The organism is Colwellia sp. MB3u-55 (assembly GCF_014076785.1).
Lineage (GTDB): Bacteria > Pseudomonadota > Gammaproteobacteria > Enterobacterales > Alteromonadaceae > Colwellia_A.
Genome location: NZ_JACGUS010000122.1, coordinates 146,060 through 164,096 on the forward strand (window position 1 = coordinate 146,060; position 18,037 = coordinate 164,096).

The window sequence follows — 18,037 nt, forward strand, 5'->3', positions numbered from 1 at the left end:
AGTTAACTAACCAATTCAACTCCTCGATATTTTTATACAAAAAAGTCAGCTAAATTAGCTGACTTTTTAAGTAAGACGATTAATGTTCTAACCGCTATTTACAACTCAATTAAAAGCTATAAGTTGCTTTTACGTAGTAGAAGCCACCGTTAAAGCCAAATGGAGATGTTTCATAGTACTTACCACCCCAGTTGTTATTAGGTGTGAAACCATCAGGATGATTACGTGAAGCTTCTTCAAAATCTAACTCTTCAGCTTGTTGATCAAAGATGTTCTGTGCACCCGCTGCGATTGTAAATGAGTCATTAATAAAGTAACTCACTTCAGCATCAAAGGTAATTGCTGCATCAGCATCTTGAGCCGCTAGGTCATAATCTACGTGTACCGCATGGTATTCACCGAAGTAGTTACCACGAACGTACATACTGATATTATCCCAGCTTTGAGAAACAGTGAATGAACCTCTATGCTGTGGTAAACCTTCTTCTAAGCGTTTAACTTTAAAAGCACCTGTAATATCAGAACTACCCGTAACATCGGTTTCATTCCAGTTGTAAGCTAAGCTAAGTTTAGTATCACCTTCAAACAACTGCATGCCGTAGTTTGCAACAATATCAATACCTTGTGTTGTGGTATCAAAATCGTTAGCAAAGAAACTTACTGTACCTACTGAACGAGGGTTAGCTACATTTAATGCTTCTAATTTAGCATAGTCAGCTTCTTCTAATTTTGTACGGTCAGATTGTGTAATACGGTCATCAACTTCAATATTATAATAATCAGCCGTAAAGAAAAAATCTCCATTTTGATAAACAACACCAAATGCATAGCTGTTTGACTGTTCTGGCTCTAATTCTTTACCACCAAATAATTTTGAAAATTCACTTGTTGGCGGTAATAACGCTGAATCGGTTAATTCACCATCTTCTAATGCGGTAGAAACATTACTTACATTAGCTTGACCAACGGTAGGAGCTCTAAAACCAGTACTTATAGAGCCACGTATTGATAACTCATCATTAATAGAATATTGAGCCGTTAATTTATAATTTAACGTATCACCAAATGATGAAAAGTCTTCATAACGTAAAGCTGCGCCAAGTAAAAGGTCGTCAGTCATGTATGCTTCAACATCTACGTATGCAGCAACACTGCGTCTAGAGAATGCACCGGCTTGTGATGGTTGAAAACCAGGAAAACCATGTGAACCTAGGTTAAACCCTTGGTCGATTAATGGGCCAGCAAGGAATGAGTATTGATCACCCGCACCAATTTCAAATGTCTCTTCGCGCCATTCTAAACCACCCGCAACATTCATAGGTGAATCTAGACCAACTTCAACGCCCTTAGATAAATCTAAGTTAAACGTTTTTTCTAATTGTGTGTAATCACCTAAATCAAAATCACGTGGAGATTCAGGACCCATTGAAGAGTTAATGGTATTTACAATACTAAAGCTTGATTTATTACGACCAACAGAACCACTGATATCGAAGAAAACCTCGTCTAGCATTCCGCCATTAATTTCACCTTCAACACCCATAGTTAATGATGTATCAACTACATTACCACCAAAGTTTGGCGTATAACCGCCTGGGTATGTTTCGTTAACCGCAAAACAGTTTTTACCTAAAGCCGTACTATTGTCGGCAATAGACTGATAATCAGCTTGGTCTAAAACATTAGCGCCAATAGCTATAGTAGGACAAGTAATACCGCTATCTACGCCATCTAAATCACCAACAAGTAGTGTTTCACCACCATCATTTGAATAAATGCTTGAACGGTTATGTGGATTTCTCCAGTAGAAGCCACCCTTTACATCTCGTTCAGAATAGTTACCGAACATGTAGAATTTTTTATCATTACCTAAATCAAGGCCAATATTACCAAAAATTGTTGTGTCATCATTAACTTCTGGAGAACCCCAAACCTGAGCTTCTTCTGCGATGAATGAGTTACCTGCCGCTGAAATGGTCGCAGCATTGGCGACTTGAATACTGCGGCTAGTCGCATCAGCATTTTTATATTGAAAACTTAAGTTAACGAAACCATCTTTAGTTAATGGCATACCAACGTTACCTGCGTAAGTTGTTGTAGCACCATCGCCTTCATAATATTCACCGTGCTTAACTGAAAAACTACCGCCTTCTGCAGCATCTTTTAACACAAAGTTCATTACACCAGCGATTGCATCTGAACCGTATTGTGCTGCTGCACCGTCACGAAGCACTTCAACTTGCTTTAACGCTATGCTTGGGATAACAGAAATATCTGGACCTTGTGCACCATCATTAATGCCGCCACCTTGGAATGCAATAACTGAAGCGCGATGACGACGTTTACCATTTAATAACACCAATGTGCTATCTGAAGACAAACCACGTAAGTTTACTGGACGAACTAGTGTCGCCGCATCACTAATTGGGTTAGCGTGTACGTTAAATGAAGGAACACTGCCGACAAGTTGATCAAGCATGTCACTTGAACCCATTTTCTCTAAATCTTCGCCACCAATAATATCAATTGGAACAGGAGAGTCAGCAACAGAACGAGGCGCTGAACGTGAGCCAACAACCGCGATTCTTTCTACATCTTTTACTTTTACTTTTGAGCTGTTTTCTTCTGCATATGCTGGCGCAGTGCCAAGTGCAATACTTACCGCTAACGTTAACGTTGCTGTACGAAATAATTGAGTAGACATGTTACTTCCTTCATAAATTTATGTTTATATTTTTATCTTTTTATCTTTTTTTAGACTAGGTATTAAATAGGTGAAACTACCTAGACTTGCAGGTACTTTATAAAACAGGCTAAAAGTGTTTACAAGAGCGAAATTAATTGAAAATACCGCAAAAATAGTTGTGCTCCATTAAATAACATTTAATTACGAATAAAAGTCTAGTCATTGATAAAGAGATTTTCTCTGTAAAGGCTATACAGGCTAATGACTGCAGGCTTATCAGCCAGAAATTAGTATCCGAATATATTCGTAATCAAATATACCTAAATAGACCTAAAAGAATTTCCTTATTCCAAATTAGCATAAAAATAAATTATAAAATTATTGCACTATTTAGTGAAGTCACAGTCTAACCACTAAAAATTAACACTAAAATCACAGTGTATACAATATACAAGGTAATTCATCGTCTTTATTTAGCATTTCGTCGCTTATTTATGCACACTTATTGAATAATTTTGTATTCACAGAGCTGGTTTCTAAAAAAGGCAATCTAGATCAAAACAAAATTTAATGAGAAGTAGTTAGAGAATAAAATAGATTATTGCTATTGAAATTTAGTGATAAAAAAAGCGCTGATCATAAACAACCAACGCTTTGCGATTAACTTAATGAGCAATTAGCTAATTAAACGGTTAACTCGCTGGTAAAATTTTCGCTGATACGGTACCAAAACCAATGCGCACTGCACCTTCTTTTTGACACCAACCTTTCATTATGACGTTGTCACCATCTTCTAAGAAAGTACGTTTTTCACCATTAGGTAAAGTAATAGGATCGGCACCCGCATTTGAAAGCTCTAACATTGAACCGGCTTCTTCAGGCTTAGGTCCAGATTGTGTGCCACTGCCAAACATATCACCCGCGCGAAGGTTACAACCATTAACAGTATGATGAGCGACCATTTGCGCCACTGTCCAGTATGAGTCTTTAAAGTTAGATTGTGACATTTCAACGGCTTCTTCACTTTTTTCACGCATGTTTTGCGTTTCAAGCAAGGCTTGTAGCTGGATATCAAATGAACCGATCGCACGATTACTCTCTGACTCTAGGTATGGCATTGGTTGAGGATCTGACTCAACACGTGTCCAAGCCGAGCGGTAAGGTGCTAATGCTTCTGTTGTCACAATCCAAGGAGAGACTGTTGAAGCAAAGTTCTTCGACAAAAATGGCCCTAAAGGTTGGTATTCCCATCCTTGAATATCACGCGCAGACCAATCATTAAATAAACATAAGCCAAAGACATGATCTTCAGCGTTATCAATAGAAATAGCGTCGCCTAAGTCATTACCTTTACCAATGAATATGCCCACTTCTAATTCATAATCGAGACGCTTACAAGGGCCAAATGATGGTTCAGTTGCCGTCGGCGCTTTAGTTTGTCCCGAAGGACGCTTAAAATCTCGACCAGAAACATCAATAGAAGATGAACGACCATGGTAACCAATAGGTACCCATTTATAGTTAGGTAATAATGGATTGTCTGGACGGAACTTCAAACCCACTGACGTAGCATGGTGAATTGAGGTGTAGAAATCAGTGTAATCACCAATATTACAAGGTAGTGCATATTCAACGTCAGCTTGAGCGATTAAACAAGCGGCCACTTTTTCTTGTAAAGCTGAGCCTTCTTTTAAGGCATTAGAGAGTGCTAAACGTAAAGCGCTCCATGTCGCTTTACCCATCGCCATATAATCGTTTAACTGTGGCGCATTACAGGATTCTACGCCTGCTTGTGCTAGACCATCAAAAACATTTGCGTTAGCCAAAGCAGCTAAATCAATAACTTGATCACCAATGGCAACACCGCCACGGAATGCTTCTTCGCTATTTGCACGTTTAAAAACCGCAAAAGGTAAGTTCTGAATAGGAAAGTCGGTATCTGCTTTATTCGCAGTAACAAGCCAACTAACTCGGGCTGAATTGTGGGTTTCATTTAACAAATTCATAGTAGACATTGATTGAAGAACTCCTGAAATTTAAGGCTTACCTTAATAAAACGTCAAAATACGTTTTAAAATAAAAATAAGTATAGAAGATAACGATATAAGATGGCTGCATTATACCAGCGAGAACAATAATTGGTATTAATGATAACATTGAGTTATTTTTCTGAGGGTTAAGCTGTCAACAAATAGTTGCACTAACAAGTTTACAGCCAATAATTTTATTAAAAAGCTATCTCGATAATTGTGCTGGTCGTAAAATAACGCTGAAGCGATCACGACCTAATACATCAGATAAATACTCTTCTGCTTTTTGGTTAATGGTCAGACAAAACGGTTTAATACCGAAGCTATTTGCTTAGCAATAGCTTGGTGAGTATCATAAATACCAAAACGGCCTAGCTAATGAACTATGTCATTAGGTTTTCCAGCGAATAAATAGGCTGATATGTATCAAGTAACCCGTTATTTAATCAAGGTTTTAAAAAGAAGTGAACAGAAACTAAAACTCGACGTTCTTTGCTATTGATTAAAAAATTAGGTGCATGCAAGCCAGTGCCGCTAAGCCCGCAAGAATATCGTCGACCATAATACCTAGACCGCCATGTAAATTTTTATCTACATAGGAAATAGGCCAAGGTTTAAAAATATCAAAAATTCTAAATAAAATAAAACCAACAACAATACTTTGCCATGTCAAAGGAACAAGAAACATAGTGATTAAAAAACCAACAATTTCATCCCAGACAATTGCGCCATGATCAGGTACACCTGCATCTTCTGCCGCTTTTCCACAAATATAGATACCGGCAATACTCATGATAATAACAATAGCTAAATAAGTACTAAATGAAGCAGGCGCTAACAGCAGGTACAAAGGAATGGCGGCAAGCGTGCCATAAGTACCTGGTGCTTTAGGTAATAAACCACTACCAAAACCCAAAGCAAGAAAATGGATGGGGTTAGTTATTCGAAAGTTCTCGGTAGATTTACTCATTAGATTTAACTTAAGTTATTTATTAGAAGGGGTATTAGAGAAATGTTGATAGCTCTGAACCTTAATATCTACCGCTTTTTTATTTAATGTCGTGGTAATTTTTCCTGAACCATTCAATTGGCCAATACAGGTGATCTTATTGCCTGTGTTAGCTAAGGCTGTTTCCATGCCTACTCGGTTATCTTCAGTCACACTAAATAATAGCTCGTAATCATCGCCACCTTCTAAAGCTATATCGTACGCTGCGTCTATACCAACTGTATCACTTAATGCGGCAGAAAGCGGTAAAGCATCAAGAAAAATATTAGCACCAACACCCGAAGCATTACAGATATGAGCTAGGTCTGCGACTAAACCATCAGATAAATCTATCGCCGAAGTCGCATATTTACGTAAAGCTTGTCCAGCCAAAATCCTTGCTTTTGGAAAGTCTAAGCGTTTTTGTATTTCTTGCTGATATTTAGCTGCTACTTTCACTTTACCTTGGATATGTTGTAAAGCGAGGTTCGCTGCACCTATCTCACCGGTAACATATAACCATTCTCCAGCTTTAGCACCTGAACGGGAAATATGTTGTCCAAAAGGAATTTGTCCTTGCGCTGTAATGGTTATACTCAATGGTCCTTGCGTCGTATCACCACCAATAAGCTGGACATTATAAAATTCACAAAGGTCAAAAACACCAACGCAAAATTCATTGATCCAATTTTCATCAATTTCAGGAAGCGTAAGAGCTAAAGAAAGCCAACTAGGCTCTGCCCCCATAGCAGCAAGATCAGACAAATTAACAGCTATCGATTTATGACCAATAGCACGTGGCGATGTATTTAAAGGAAAATGAACACCTGCCACTAAGGTATCTGTCGTTACTGCAATGTGTTGGCGTTCACCCGGAGTAACCAGTGCACAATCGTCACCAATACCTAAATAAACGTCTTTGCGCTTCACTACCTGTTCAGTAAAATAACGTCGAATGACTTCAAATTCTTTCATACAACAACCAATCCTTTGCTTTGAGAATATGAGTGCAAATTATTCTTCTGGACGAATCAGTTTAACGGCTTTATCAAGGACGCCATTAACAAACTTATGACTATCGTCAGCAGCAAAAGATTTTGCTAATTCGATGGCTTCATTAATAACAACTCGGTATGGTACATCTTTACAATCTTTCAATTCATAAATGGCGACACGTAAAATAGCTTTTTCTACTGGGTCAACGTCGTTTAAAGGACGGTCAACGTGCGGAGAAATAGCTTCATCGATAGAACCAACTGATTTGGTTACACCGTGGAGTAATTGTTGAAAATATGGAATATCAAAACGTCGTGCACTGTTATCAGTTAAAAAATTAACTTCGATATCAGTTACTGAGTTTTGGCTAAGCTGCCATGAGTAAATAGCTTGAACAGCTAACTCACGAGCTTTCCTTCTAGGAGTTGGTTTCACAAAAATTCCCGCTTATATTTTATCTAAAACATTAACCATTTCTAAAGCACTTAAAGCCGCTTCTGCGCCTTTATTACCTGCTTTAAGTCCGGCACGATCTATTGCTTGCTCAACGGTATCGGTGGTAATAACACCAAAGGCAACAGGAATAGTGTATTCCATTGAAACTTGCGCTAAGCCTTTATTACATTCGCCCGCAACAAAATCAAAATGTGGAGTTCCGCCACGAATAACGGCACCAATAGCAATAATGCCATCGAACTCGCCTTTACTTGCAATGCGCTTAGCGGCAAGGGGTAATTCATATGCGCCAGGAACACGAACAATAGTAATGTCGTTATCTGCAACATTGCCATGGCGTTTAAGTGCATCGACTGCACCTTCTAATAAATTTTCAACTACAAAACTGTTAAAACGTGAAACAACGATGGCAAACTTTTTACCTGCTGCGTCAAAATTAGCTTCAATGATATTCATTTATAATTCACTCACAAAAAATTTGCCGCAATTCTACCAAACCCAGAGACAATTCGGTACTTGTTTGCTTAATTAAGTGTAAAAATACTGTAGAATACTGCTATTACTCACTAAAAATACGATACCTATGGCTTTTATATTTTCCACAAATAAACTTCCTGAACTCGAAAGCTATACGCTTGGGCAAAGACAGCAGATTTTAACACTAGCAGCCGCTAAATTGACCGCACCAGAGAAGTTCGTATTAAATATTTTGAAGTTAATCATGTTGGTGCCACCCTTTATATTTATGGCACAATTAGATGGGCTGCTCTTTATGGTCTCTTTGTTTAGTTTTCTAGCCGTGTATTTTATTTTACTTCGGCCAGTATCATTAATTTTTACCCGTAAATATCTCAGTGTTGCGATCAAGCAGTATAATAAATTAGCTTAATCTTTAATTAACACATCGAAAAATCTGCGGATTACATTAACACTCACTGCCTTTATTTTCAAAATGAGTGAAGCTTGAAGTATTCTAAGCTTCACTCTGCAAAGCAAGTTTATTGATCAACATCTGCCATGTTATCGAGTTCTTCTAAAAATGCATTAATTTCGTCTTCACTGTCTTCATCAATCACGATGGGCGGGTTACCATCGTAAACTTTAAATTCCATATTTTGAAAGTAAGCATTTTTAACAAATTCATACGAATCAATAGATTCATTAATAATTTGCTCTTGGTCAACAAGCGCTGCTCGTTGTTCAAGCCCGAGTACGGCTTGGCGAAGTAAGTTGGGCCAAAAATCAATAATAGCTAACGGCCAGTAGTATTTATCCACATAGTCACCTACTTCTTCACGAACTGAGCTTGGCCCAAGAGCTGGTATAACTATATAAGGTCCATCTCCAACACCATATGAGCCTAAGACTTCACCAAACTCTTCTTCTGCTCTGGTCCATTCAAAGTCACTTGCTGGGTCAAAAAATCCAAATATGCCGATTGTAGAGTTAAGCATAAAACGACCGGTACTTTTACCTGCTTCACTAAACTTTCCTTGCAGCAGGTTATTTATAACCGTTGATGGTTCATTCAGGTTTAAGGCAACATTATGTAACCCAGACCTAAAATCTGTTGGCATATATTCAACATACGCTTGGGCTGTTGGTTTAAGTACATATTTGTCTGCATAATCCCAGGTAAAAGTCCAAAACGGTCGATTAATCGACTCTAATGGATCTTTAGGATCTGAAACACTAGCACTATTTTCAGTAGGTGTTGATGAACAGGCAGAAATAACTAAAGCCAGTAGAATGATCACAATTTTTTTTGTTGGGTTATTGAACAAATAAGAAAATATAGCGGCTACTTTCACTTAGCGTCCTTGATATAGAGTAAAAAAATAATAACGCAGTTTACCACGCAAGAATGCAATGCAACATAAATCTTTAACTATTTATCTGTGGTAAAAGCATAAAATGATTGGTTTTAAGAAGGCGATGTTTTATTTCTGTGGACAGATATTAACATCTCAGCTTCAGCAAGTGGGATATCACATTCTCGAACGACTTCATCTATCTCTGCACCTAACTCAACGAGTTTAAAAGCACGTGAATAGAGTTTATCTTGCGGTTGCTGATTTTGAAATTGGTCGATTAATTGCTTTTGTAGCACACTCTCTTGTTGCAGTGTTTTAATACGATGTTCAAGTTGTTTACTGACTTGCTCGTTTTCTAACTGCAGACTTTCAAGCTTATGATTAAACTCAAGCAATTTTTTATTTACTGTATTGTGTGACGACTGTAGCTCATTTATAAACAACTCTTGCGTTTCAAGTTGTGTTTTTAACACTTTATGGGCTCGATAAAAATAAGTTTTTTGTCGATATATATAACCGATTAGCACTATAAAAAGCACAAAACTGCTAACTGAAATAAAAAGTGGCGAGATAATAAACATAAACGCTTCTTAAACCATTACAAATAAATAAAGCCTGATAAGTCAGGCTTTATTTAAAGAGACCTAATAAACAGCCTAGAACTGTTTAAGTTCATCCCATTCGTCGTCAGAAAGTAACTGATTTAGGTCGACTAAAATCAATAACTCACCTTCTCTGTTTGAAACACCTTGAATGAATCGTGCACTATCGTCATTACCAACATTCGGAGCATCATCTATCTCAGAATTTTTTAAGTAAACAACTTCAGCGACACTATCTACCAAAATCCCAATAACTTGTTTTTCAGCTTCAATGATAACAATACGAGTATTGTCAGAAATATCCGCAGGTTTAAGCCCAAAGCGTTGTCTGGTATCAATAACAGTAACAACGTTCCCTCGCAGATTAATGATACCTAATACATATGTAGGTGCACCTGGCACCGGTGCAATTTCACTATAGCGCAAGACTTCTTGCACTTGCATTACATTAATACCGTAGGTTTCACTATCGAGCTTAAAGGTTACCCATTGCAACACTTCATCGTTGTCTACGTTTTCCTTTGCATTACGTCTATCATCAGCCATACAGCCTGCCTCTTAAATATCTTATTGAAAATCAATCTGTTTGATTATTCTTCTAGTGTATATAGTATAATACTATCTGAAGATCTAGCCATTAATCTTGGTTAATATTTGCGCCTGCGTCAAGTAACTTAATCAAAGAATCAACATCAAGCAGTGCACACATACGTTCTTTGACTAAACCGGCTAACCAAGGTCGCTTGTTCGGTAGGTCTAACCATTTTACATCTTCTTGCTCTAAGGTCACTGTATCGACTAATGTTTCCGCCGATAATCCCCAATGACTATTACCTAGCATGACAATATATTGATAGTTTAACGAATTTATTAACGCTTCGTCACATTTTTCTGGCATTACCCATAAAGCGGTATTCACTACGTTAATTTTCTCATCTCGATGTAACATAACACCGGTAAACCATTTAGGCTTACCCATGAGACTCGTTGTCTTGTCTTCGTTATGTATGCCCCCCAATTCAATCAAGGGTACTGCAATCGTTAAACCCGCAACATTAAAGAACATCGCTTGAAAACTACCCTTTCGATAATTCTTACTCTGATGAACAATTAATGGCTGATCACTTTTTCTTGTCTTAAGCGGTTCATCAAGAGTCAATGGTGTTTTTTCTTTGACTTTTTCCTGAACTTTTTCTTCAACTATTTTAGGTCGTTCATCTTTCACAGAACTTTTTACAGTATAAACAGGTTCATCTACTGGGTCGGCAATACGCTCAGTAATATCAATTTTTTGCAAAAGTTTTTCTAACGGTTGCTGATATTTTGCTTTTACAGCAATAATTGGCAGGTCAGATTCTTGCTGATCTTCAGTCAACAATTCTGATAAATAATTCTGCATTAGTTTCTTACTTGCAGCGAGTGACTTTGCCATTGGACAATTAACCTAATTTTTGCAGTTCTAATAAACTGCTTAGTAGTTTTTTATATGCACTAACACCACGTGTTAACGGTGCGTAATCTGAAGGTACCTGCATTGCATAACTGGCATTTCTAAAATTAGTATCGACAGGTATAACACCAGCCCAAACACTATCATCGTATAACTCTTGTAACTTTCTATAGGTCAGTAATGATGCTTTAGTACGTTTATCAAACATGGTCGGCACTATGGTATATTTAAACGGCTTATCTTGCTCAACTTGCATAATATCCATTGTTTTCATCATGCGGTCTAAGCCTTTCAAGGCTAAGAACTCAGTCTGCACTGGCACAATAATACGTTGCGATGCCGCCAAAGCATTCACCATCAGCACACCTAAAATCGGTGGGCAATCGATTAAGACATAATCATATTCATCGGCTATTTTTATCATCGCTTTTTTCAACACTAAGCCCATACCACCTTTATTACCGAGTGAACGGTCTAAAGTGGCTAAGCCCATAGTTGCCGGGAGTATATCTATATTGTCGTATTTCGTTGGACATAAGCTTTGCATTATTTGTTCTTTGGTTGAAACTTGAACAAATAAATCGTAAACACTTAACTCAAGATCTTCAGATTCGATACCAAAATAATAACTCAAAGAAGCATGGGGATCAGTATCTACCAACAACACTTTATAGCCCTGCTCAGCTAATAACCCACCTAAGGAGATTGTTGTTGTGGTTTTACCAACGCCACCTTTTTGATTTGCTACGGTCCATACTACCAAGTTGCTAACCTACTTATTTCGTTATGCTAATTATTGTTCTGCTCAGAAGAGGGGTTGTCATCTTCTCGTGTTGTAATTCTAATGCCACCGTTATCAAGTCTTATGATACGTATTTCATTATCCTCATCACCATTATCTATCTGCTTTATAGCTTCGACGTCTTTAATGCTGATGGTAGGGGTCGCAAGTAAATTTGACTTTTCTAAACCATACTTTGATATAGCAATAACAACACGACGGTTTTGAGCGCGCCCTTGTGCTGTTTCATTATCTTCTCGTGGGTAATATTGCCCATAACCCTCAATGGCCATTCGAGCAGGGTCAAGGGATAAGTATTCAAGCACTCTTAAAATAGCAGTTGCTCTAGAAACTGATAATTCCCAATTAGAAGAAAATATCTCAGTATTAATTGGTTCGTTATCAGTATAGCCCCTTACACGAATAAAATTACTGGAAGAACCAATTACATCATAAATAACCGCAAGTATTGTTGTCGCGTTGTTGGTTGCTGATGATGAGCCACTGGGGAAAAGCATACCGCTGTTTAATTCTATTTCTAACCAATCGCCATCAATCTGCAGTTGCGCATAACCTGATTCGATTAATTCGAACAAGGCGGTATGTAATTCTTTTTCTAGTGACGTTAGATTAGTGCCTACCTGACTGTCAGAAACATTAGATAGTGTTTTCTCACCGTCAAAAAGTTCAGGGCCAGCCACATCTAAAATACCATTGCCATACAAGCGCTTATTCGTTTTTGAGGTGTTAACATCGAGGATGTCCTCACCATGCCCCCGATTTTTCGGTAATTTATCATTGGCTTGAAAAACTTTACCTATCGATTCTGTCGCAGATTCAAAGGGCTCGTCATTAACCATTGCCATCGCATATAAGACAACAAATAAAGCGAAGAGCAAGGTCATATAATCGGCATATGAAACTAACCATCTGTCGACATTATCATTTTCGACTGAATGTCGGCGTTTCCTTAAGTGGTTCATTGCTCTAACCGAAAGGCCGACAACTTGTTTTCAATGGCATGTGGATTTTCTGCTAATGCAATAGAGATAAGGCCTTCAGCAATCATTTCGCGGTACATCGTTTGCTGGTGTATAATAGCCTTTATTTTATTAGCAACGGGTAGGTAAATTAAATTGGCAAAACCGACACCGTAAATAGTCGCAATAAAAGCTGTTGCAATGCCTTGCCCCAGTAAAGTTGGATCGGTAAGGTTACTCATCGCATGAATGAGGCCAAGTACCGCTCCTAAAATACCTATGGTAGGACTGTAGCCGCCCATAGACTCAAAAACATGAGCAGAGCGCAAATTATGCTCGCGATAAAGATCTAAATCTAATTCTAATGAGACACGCAAATTGTCTACTTCTATACCATCAACTAATAAGTTTAGCGCTTTATTGGTATAAAAATCTTGTTCTTCTTCGGCAATATTTTCCAGTGATAAATATCCAGATTCTCGTGCTTTTTCAGACCAAGAAACTATCGAATCAATGCCTTGGTTGATATCATACTTTGGTGGATAAAATATCCACTTTAATAAAGACAACGCATGAAAAAATTGCACTGAAGATGATTGTAACATTACAGCCCCTAAAGTACCGCCAAAGACAATGATAAAGGCAGGTAACTCAAATAACGCAGCAAGGGAGCCACCGTCAAGAATAAAACCTAAATATATGGCAGTAATTGCGACAAAAAGCCCAGCAACGGTTAACTTATCCATGGTCAACTTCCTTGATAATACTTTGGCTGATATCTTCTAATGCTAAAGATAAAACAGAAATACCGGCAACGGTAACGGCTTGCGGCATACCATAAACCACACAAGAAGCTTCATCTTGTGCCCATATTGTCGCTCCTTTACCTTTTAGCATGCGAGCACCTTCTCGACCATCAGAGCCCATACCGGTCAGTACAACACCCAATACTGAGCCACCAAATACTTTAGCTGCTGAGCCAAAACTCACATCAACACTTGGTTTAAAAGCAATCTTTTCAGACTTATCTTCTATAATTTTTAATTTTGCTAATTTTGGCGTGCCGTCAATAATCATTTGCCTGCCACCAGGCGCTAGGTAAGCGCAACCAGGTTTTAAAATATCCCCATCTTCTGCTTCCTTGACATTAATATTGCACAAGGTATTTAAACGATTGGCAAAAGCAAAAGTAAAAGCAGCGGGCATATGCTGTATTAAAATAATGGGTAACGGAAAGTTTTGCGGCAATTGCGTTAATATTTTTTGTAAGGCAATTGGCCCCCCCGTTGATGTACCTATAGCGAGTAGTTGATAACTTTTACCTGAGCTTCTTTTAACAACCTGACTGCGAATACTTTCGCTTTGATGCGGTTCAGTTTTAGTTGTACGCAGCGGAGTTCTCGATTGAATTTCGAATTGATTTACAGGTTTAGTAGCCGTTGAAGAGAGGCTAATTCTTGACGCGTGTGCTTTTACTGCCAGTTTTCTTTTCAATAAACCGTTAGTCTTAGCTAATTGAACCACTCGTTGACGCAGCACACTACCCGCATCATCAGTTGTTTTGGCTATTTCACTAAATTTTTTCGGGAGAAAATCAAGTGCTCCAGCTTCTAAGGCCTCGAGGGTCGCATTAGCACCTTGATGAGTGAGCGATGAAAACATTAAGATTGATGTTGGTGCTTTTGCCATTATTTGTTTCACAGCTTCAATACCATTAAGTAATGGCATTTCTATATCCATGGTGATCACATCAGGCTTTAAAGACACAGCCTTTTCAACAGCATCTTTACCATTTACAGCAACATCAATAACAGTAAGGTTCGGATCTTTATTTAAAATATCGGTAACTCGACGTCTAAAGAAACTCGAGTCATCAACAACCAACACCTTATAGGGCATTTATTATCTCATTTGTTATTATGAATGAAAAAGCCCTAATAAAATTTAGTAGGGCTTTATTATGCGTTAAGAGCGTAATCTTTTATTAACAACAGATTTTTTTGCGTAAAACTTCAGCATGTTAGGTACATCAATAATTAACGCGATACCACCATCGCTGGTAATTGTTGCGCCAGCCATACCTGGTGTGCCGTGTAATAAACGGTCGAGTGGTTTTATCACCACCTCTTCTTGACCAATTAAACTGTCGACCACAAAGCCAACTTGCTGATTGCCCAATTGAACGATGACCACATGACCTTTTTCTCTTGGCTTTTCAACAAAATCACGAACTAACCACTTATCTAAGTAAAAGAGTGGTATCGCCTTTTTACGAACAATAATGGTTAGTTGTCCATCAACAACGTTGGTCGTGGTTAAATCAAGATGAAATATTTCATTGACACCAGCAAGTGGCAAGGCAAATGTTTGTTTACCAACAATAACCATTAATGTCGGTAAAATAGCTAACGTTAACGGTACTTTAATCTCTAAGATTGTACCTACGCCCATTTCAGAATCTATACTTACCGTTCCGTTTAACTGGGTAATTTTAGTCTTGACTACATCCATGCCAACACCACGGCCTGAAACTTCTGAAATCTCAGTCTTGGTAGAGAACCCTGGAGCAAAAATCAAACTAAAAGCTTCTTTATCTGTCATTCTAGCAGCTGAATCAACATCTAGAACTCCACGAGTAATCGCAATTTCTTTGAGCTTTTCTGCATTCATGCCAGCACCATCATCTTTGATGGTTAATAATATATGATCACCCTCTTGAGAAGCAGAAAGCACCACGACACCTTCTCTTGGTTTACCTAATGCTTCGCGCTTATCGGGCATTTCTATACCGTGATCTACAGAGTTTCGCACCAAATGCACTAATGGATCAGCGAGTGCCTCAACAAGGTTTTTATCCAGATCGGTTTCTTCACCTTTAAGGACTAATTTAATTTCTTTATCTAAACTGCGCGCTAAATCTCGAACAACTCGAGGAAATCGTCCAAAGACTTTTTTGATTGGCTGCATACGGGTTTTCATTACCGCACCTTGCAAATCAGTCGTTACCGCATCAAGATTAGAAACAGCTTTTGTTAAATCTTCATCCTCTTTAGTTAAGCCTAAACTTGATAAGCGATTTCTCACTAAAACAAGCTCACCCACCATATTCATAATTTGATCAAGACGTTTAGTGTCAACTCTAACAGTCGTTTCACCCTGCATTGCTTTAGCAGGTGCTTTTTCTGGTACTGGCGCTTTAGCGACAGGTTTAGCTGCAGGCGCTACAATTGCTGTCTTCGCGGCTGGTGTTTGAGCAACAGGAGTTGGTGTTGGTGCGCTAGGTGCTGGAGTAACCGATAATTTTGGCGCTTGACCTTGACCATGTAATTCGTCTAATAAGGCTTCAAAGTCATCGTCACTTATTTCATCTGATGAACCGCTATTTGATGAAGATGGCTTACTTGAATTATTAGCAGCGACTTCGGGCGAAAAAGCCCCTTGACCGTGAAGTTCATCAAGCAAGGATTCAAATTCGTCATCTGAAATATCATTGCTGTCTGAAGACGTTGCTGTTGCTGCATGTGCTGGCGTTGAAGCTGAGCCACCACCATGGAGTTCGTCAAGAAGCCGTTCAAATTCATCTTCTGACATTTCGTCGCTAGAAGAAAAGCTTTCGCTTTCATGAGTAGCGACTGCTTCAACAGCTACTGGCGCAGGCACTTGATCTTTGCCTTCGGGTTGGCTTAAACGATGCAGTTCTGCAAGTAATTGAGCATCTGCTTTATCAAGTTTTTCGCCGTTTTGAACTTGTACAAACATTTCATTTACAACATCAAGCGCTTGTAAAATAACATCCATTAAGCTGGCACTAACACTACGTTGGTTGGTACGTAACAGATCGAAAATATTTTCCGCGCCATGACATACGTCAACTAAATTATGTAATGCTAAAAAACCAGCCCCACCTTTAACGGTGTGAAATCCTCTAAAAATAGCATTTAATAATTCGGCATTATCAGGGTCGTTTTCAAGTTCTACGAGTTGTTCCGAAAGCGTTTCAAGTATTTCTCCAGCTTCTATTAAAAAATCCTGAAGAATCTCTTCATCTTGCTCAAATGACATCCAGCAACTCCTATTAAAATCCTAAACTTGATAAAAGGTCATCAACATCATCTTGGTCAGCGACAACATCATCACGTTGTGCTGCATTAACGATCGGGCCTTCAACTAAGTTATCACCTACTTTAGGTTTACTTCGTTCTGCATTACTATCTGTCGTAATACCAAAAGCGGTTAGCATACCAATTAAGCTATCCTCTACTTCACGAACTAGATCAATAACTTTACGAATAACTTGTCCGGTTAAATCTTGAAAATCTTGCGCCATCAAAACATCAGTCATTAAATCATGCATACGCACTGATTCTCTATCTGTCGTTTTTAATAATAAATCTATATCAACACATAAACTTTTAAATTCGGTTAATTCCAATTTGTTATGCATTAATTTTTGCCATAACGGATTAACAGCCTTTATTTGCTTTTGTATTGTATCCACAACGGGAAAAATAGATTCTACAGCATCCATGGTTTTATTAGCAGCTTCTTCCGTTCGCGTTATAACGTAATTTAGACGTTCTTGAGCATCGGGGATATCTGCTGTCGCTAAATCATTTAACCTAGAATCTAATTGAAAATTATTTAATGAGTCATGTAGTTGACGAGTCAGCTTGCCTATTTCAACAAACAATTCAGAATTAATTGGATTTTGAATTTCAGCAATTAATTCATCTGCCTTGTCTTGTTGACCACTTTCTAAATATTCGACCAATAGCTTTGCTTCTTCCAAAGAAACATGCACATTTGTATTCGCACTCATGCAAAAACCTCACGTTTAGATTAATTAATTATCTATCTAATTAATGAATTAACCTAAGCGTTGAAATATTTTATCTAGCTTGGCGTTTAACGTCGCTGCGGTAAATGGTTTTACAATATAGCCATTAACACCCGCTTGAGCCGCCATCACAATTTGTTCTTTTTTGGCTTCAGCAGTGATCAGCAAAACTGGGATATGTGATAATTTTGCATCGGCACGGATGGCTTTGAGCAAATCAATACCTTGCATACCTGGCATATTCCAATCAGTTACAACAAAGTCAAAAGAGCCTTCTTTTAACATCGGTAAAGCAGTGCTACCGTCATCTGCTTCTGAAATGTTAGTGAAACCTAAATCTCGTAACAAGTTTTTGACGATACGTCTCATCGTTGAAAAATCATCAACAACAAGAACTTTCATATTTTTATCCAAGGC

At 38.2% G+C, this 18,037-nt stretch carries 18 protein-coding genes; 1 reads left to right on the plus strand and 17 read right to left on the minus strand.

Annotated elements, in window-relative coordinates; translation table 11 throughout:
• Positions 1-109 precede the first annotated feature (109 nt).
• From H4J66_RS16825 to ribE, 6 genes are all read right to left on the minus strand, one after another.
• Entirely contained in the window at positions 110-2,704 is a 2,595-nt protein-coding gene (locus tag H4J66_RS16825; RefSeq protein ID WP_182176116.1) for a TonB-dependent siderophore receptor, read from the minus strand.
• A 674-nt stretch (positions 2,705-3,378) separates the two neighbouring features.
• The gene (gene fahA, locus H4J66_RS16830) at positions 3,379-4,692 is read right to left on the minus strand and encodes a fumarylacetoacetase (RefSeq protein WP_182176517.1); all 1,314 of its coding nucleotides are present in this window, start codon (positions 4,690-4,692) and stop codon (positions 3,379-3,381) included.
• Between the two features lie 526 nt (positions 4,693-5,218).
• Positions 5,219-5,686 (minus strand): phosphatidylglycerophosphatase A, encoded by a 468-nt coding sequence (locus H4J66_RS16835; protein WP_182176117.1) that lies wholly within the window; start codon positions 5,684-5,686, stop codon positions 5,219-5,221.
• 15 nt (positions 5,687-5,701) lie between these two features.
• Complete coding sequence (gene thiL, locus H4J66_RS16840) at positions 5,702-6,679, minus strand: thiamine-phosphate kinase (RefSeq protein WP_182176118.1); 978 nt, start codon at positions 6,677-6,679, stop codon at positions 5,702-5,704.
• 39 nt (positions 6,680-6,718) lie between these two features.
• The gene (gene nusB / locus H4J66_RS16845) at positions 6,719-7,135 is read right to left on the minus strand and encodes a transcription antitermination factor NusB (RefSeq protein ID WP_070374606.1); all 417 of its coding nucleotides are present in this window, start codon (positions 7,133-7,135) and stop codon (positions 6,719-6,721) included.
• A 12-nt stretch (positions 7,136-7,147) separates the two neighbouring features.
• Positions 7,148-7,612: a 6,7-dimethyl-8-ribityllumazine synthase gene (gene ribE, locus H4J66_RS16850; RefSeq protein WP_070374607.1), complete on the minus strand. Its 465-nt coding sequence runs from the start codon at positions 7,610-7,612 to the stop codon at positions 7,148-7,150.
• 127 nt (positions 7,613-7,739) lie between these two features.
• On the opposite strand from ribE, the gene H4J66_RS16855 reads away from it, so the two are divergent.
• A complete protein-coding gene (locus H4J66_RS16855) occupies positions 7,740-8,045 on the plus strand; it encodes a DUF6170 family protein (protein WP_182176119.1) in 306 nt (101 codons plus the stop codon).
• A 109-nt stretch (positions 8,046-8,154) separates the two neighbouring features.
• Here the strand turns inward: H4J66_RS16855 and H4J66_RS16860 are convergent, their stop codons facing one another.
• The 11 genes from H4J66_RS16860 to cheY form a co-directional block, all read right to left on the minus strand.
• Positions 8,155-8,967: a VacJ family lipoprotein gene (locus tag H4J66_RS16860; protein WP_310650675.1), complete on the minus strand. Its 813-nt coding sequence runs from the start codon at positions 8,965-8,967 to the stop codon at positions 8,155-8,157.
• A 113-nt stretch (positions 8,968-9,080) separates the two neighbouring features.
• Positions 9,081-9,551 (minus strand): DUF2802 domain-containing protein, encoded by a 471-nt coding sequence (locus tag H4J66_RS16865; protein WP_182176120.1) that lies wholly within the window; start codon positions 9,549-9,551, stop codon positions 9,081-9,083.
• Between the two features lie 75 nt (positions 9,552-9,626).
• A complete protein-coding gene (locus H4J66_RS16870) occupies positions 9,627-10,118 on the minus strand; it encodes a chemotaxis protein CheW (protein WP_182176121.1) in 492 nt (163 codons plus the stop codon).
• 91 nt (positions 10,119-10,209) lie between these two features.
• Positions 10,210-11,004 carry a chemotaxis protein CheW gene (locus tag H4J66_RS16875; RefSeq protein WP_259368447.1) on the minus strand — a complete coding sequence of 265 codons (795 nt, stop codon included), beginning with the start codon at positions 11,002-11,004 and terminating at the stop codon, positions 10,210-10,212.
• 7 nt (positions 11,005-11,011) lie between these two features.
• A complete protein-coding gene (locus H4J66_RS16880; protein WP_182176122.1) occupies positions 11,012-11,785 on the minus strand; it encodes a ParA family protein in 774 nt (257 codons plus the stop codon).
• A 26-nt stretch (positions 11,786-11,811) separates the two neighbouring features.
• Complete coding sequence (locus H4J66_RS16885; RefSeq protein WP_182176123.1) at positions 11,812-12,786, minus strand: flagellar motor protein MotB; 975 nt, start codon at positions 12,784-12,786, stop codon at positions 11,812-11,814.
• Positions 12,783-13,529, minus strand: coding sequence for a flagellar motor protein (locus tag H4J66_RS16890; protein ID WP_182176124.1), 747 nt, complete (start codon positions 13,527-13,529; stop codon positions 12,783-12,785). Before H4J66_RS16890 ends, H4J66_RS16885 begins: the two co-directional genes overlap by 4 nt.
• A complete protein-coding gene (locus tag H4J66_RS16895; protein WP_182176125.1) occupies positions 13,522-14,682 on the minus strand; it encodes a chemotaxis response regulator protein-glutamate methylesterase in 1,161 nt (386 codons plus the stop codon). The genes H4J66_RS16890 and H4J66_RS16895 overlap by 8 nt, the downstream gene beginning before the upstream one ends.
• Positions 14,683-14,748: 66 nt before the next feature.
• Entirely contained in the window at positions 14,749-16,845 is a 2,097-nt protein-coding gene (locus tag H4J66_RS16900; RefSeq protein WP_182176126.1) for a chemotaxis protein CheA, read from the minus strand.
• 13 nt (positions 16,846-16,858) lie between these two features.
• Entirely contained in the window at positions 16,859-17,602 is a 744-nt protein-coding gene (locus H4J66_RS16905) for a protein phosphatase CheZ (RefSeq protein ID WP_182176127.1), read from the minus strand.
• Positions 17,603-17,650: 48 nt separating this feature from the next.
• Positions 17,651-18,034 carry a chemotaxis response regulator CheY gene (gene cheY / locus H4J66_RS16910; RefSeq protein WP_182176128.1) on the minus strand — a complete coding sequence of 128 codons (384 nt, stop codon included), beginning with the start codon at positions 18,032-18,034 and terminating at the stop codon, positions 17,651-17,653.
• Positions 18,035-18,037: the final 3 nt, after the last annotated feature.